The following is a 1,880-nucleotide window of genomic DNA, read 5'->3' as shown; positions in this document are numbered from 1 at the left end:
CGGCCGCCCAGCCGGTGGTCCCGCCGGCGGCGGCTCCGGCTCCGAACGGGCGGGCCACGACGGCGTCCGGTGCGGTGCTGGCCAAGCCGCCGGTCCGCAAGCTCGCCAAGGACCTCGGGGTCGACCTCGGCACGGTGACCGGGTCGGGGCCGCTCGGCTCGATCACCCGGCAGGACGTCCAGCAGGCCGCCAGCGGTGCGGCGGTGGTGGCCGCCGAGCCGATCGCGGCGACGACCGCGCCCAGCTTCGGCACCGACCGGGAGCAGCGCATCCCGGTCAAGGGGGTCCGCAAGCTCACCGCCGAGAACATGTCCCGCTCGGCGTTCACCGCCCCGCACGTGACGGAGTTCCTGACCGTCGACGTGACCCGGGCGATGAAGGCGCTGGACCGGCTCCGGGGCCGGCGGGAGTGGCGCGACGTACGGGTCTCGCCGCTGCTGCTGGTGGCGAAGGCGGTGCTGCTGGCGGTGCGCCGTCACCCGATGGTCAACTCGACCTGGGCCGGTGACGAGATCGTGGTCAAGGAGTACGTCAACCTCGGCATCGCGGCGGCCACCGAACGCGGGCTGATCGTGCCGAACATCAAGGACGCCGGCCGGCTGTCGCTGCGGGAGTTGGCCGATGCGCTGACCGACCTGGTGCAGACGGCGAAGTCCGGCCGCACCTCGCCGGCGGCCATGTCCGGCGGCACCCTGACCATCACCAACGTCGGCGTCTTCGGAGTGGACACCGGCACGCCGATCCTGCCGCCGGGTGAGTCCGCGATCCTGGCCTTCGGGGCGATCCGGGAGATGCCCTGGGTGCACAAGGGCAAGGTCAAGGTTCGCCAGGTCACCACGCTGGGGCTGAGCTTCGACCACCGGATCATCGACGGCGAGTTGGGCTCGAGGTTCCTGCGGGACGTGGGCGACTTCCTCGCCGACCCGGAGGCGGCGTTGCTCGCCTGGACCTGATCGTTCGAGACGTCAGCCACGGCCGGTGTGCCTCGGGTTAACGCCCGGCACACCGGCCGTGTCCGTTGGGCGACGGAACCGTAGGCCAGACCGCCTGTTGACCTTTGATTGTTAGACAGGTGTCCCAGCTCACCTAATAATCGATGGAAGTTCCCCGGGTTGTGCCGTTGAATAGAGGCATCAGGGGCTGACAACCGAATAGCTAGGGGGAACCACCAATGAGCATGATCGAGCGAATCCGCAACCACCGCGACGCCACCCGCCGCGCCCGTGCCATCGAGCACGCGCTGCGCTCGGCGAACTCGCCGGCGGTTCGCGAGGAAATCCTCGTCATCGCCCAGCGTCACATGAGCTGACGCTCCACGACATTTCGCACCTCCTCCAGATCGATGGCCCACCCGACCCACCGGGTGGGCCATCGGCGTTTCCCGGCCACCCGCCACCGGGATTCCGCCCTGCCTCAGCGCCCGGTACGGTGGGCTTCGGTCGCCGCCCGCCGACCCGGCAGAGGCCGAGCCGACAAGAACTGCTCGACACCAACCGGCCACGGGGAGTGACGGCCGATGCTCCTTGGACGTGCCGTGCCATCACCCGATACCGTGCGGGGAGCCGGCACAGCGGTACGCCGGTGACGCCGGCAGCCACGCCGAGGAGTCCGATCGGCACGGCGAGCCGACATGTGATGGAGGAGGCGCACCCATGACGTCCGAGGGCCCGCACCGCCCCGGCCAAGAGCCGGACGAGGTGTCACCGGGCGCCGGCGGACCGGCGCCGTACGGCGACCGCCCGGCGCAGCCGGACAACGGCCAGAACGCCGCCGGCCCCGACCTGGGCTGGGCGCCCCCGCCCCCGACACGGGCCAACCCGTCGGCGCCGGCGTGGGCCTACCCAGCCTGAGCAACCAGCCGCCCCCGCGTGGGGTGCCGC

The 1,880-nt window shown here is 71.5% G+C and carries 2 protein-coding genes and 1 pseudogene; all 3 read left to right on the top strand.

What is annotated here, in order from left to right; all coding sequences use genetic code 11:
- Positions 1–953 (top strand): dihydrolipoamide acetyltransferase family protein (locus tag JM949_RS35635; protein WP_203152430.1); only part of this gene is annotated, 953 nt, incomplete at its 5' end.
- A gap of 218 nt (positions 954–1,171) precedes the next feature.
- Entirely contained in the window at positions 1,172–1,309 is a 138-nt protein-coding gene (locus JM949_RS35630; RefSeq protein WP_165435866.1) for a hypothetical protein, read from the top strand.
- Between the two features lie 343 nt (positions 1,310–1,652).
- Positions 1,653–1,847: pseudogene (locus tag JM949_RS35625) on the top strand (hypothetical protein); the annotation flags it as partial.
- Positions 1,848–1,880: the final 33 nt, after the last annotated feature.

It is taken from the genome of Micromonospora tarensis, assembly GCF_016803395.1.
Classification (GTDB): domain Bacteria; phylum Actinomycetota; class Actinomycetes; order Mycobacteriales; family Micromonosporaceae; genus Micromonospora; species Micromonospora tarensis.
This window is presented reverse-complemented; position numbering and strand designations above follow the sequence as displayed.

Bases quoted from the DNA above. Each gene is read 5' to 3' on its own strand.
- JM949_RS35630 (WP_165435866.1), top strand. From the start codon at position 1,172: ATGAGCATGATCGAGCGAATCCGCAACCACCGCGACGCCACCCGCCGC.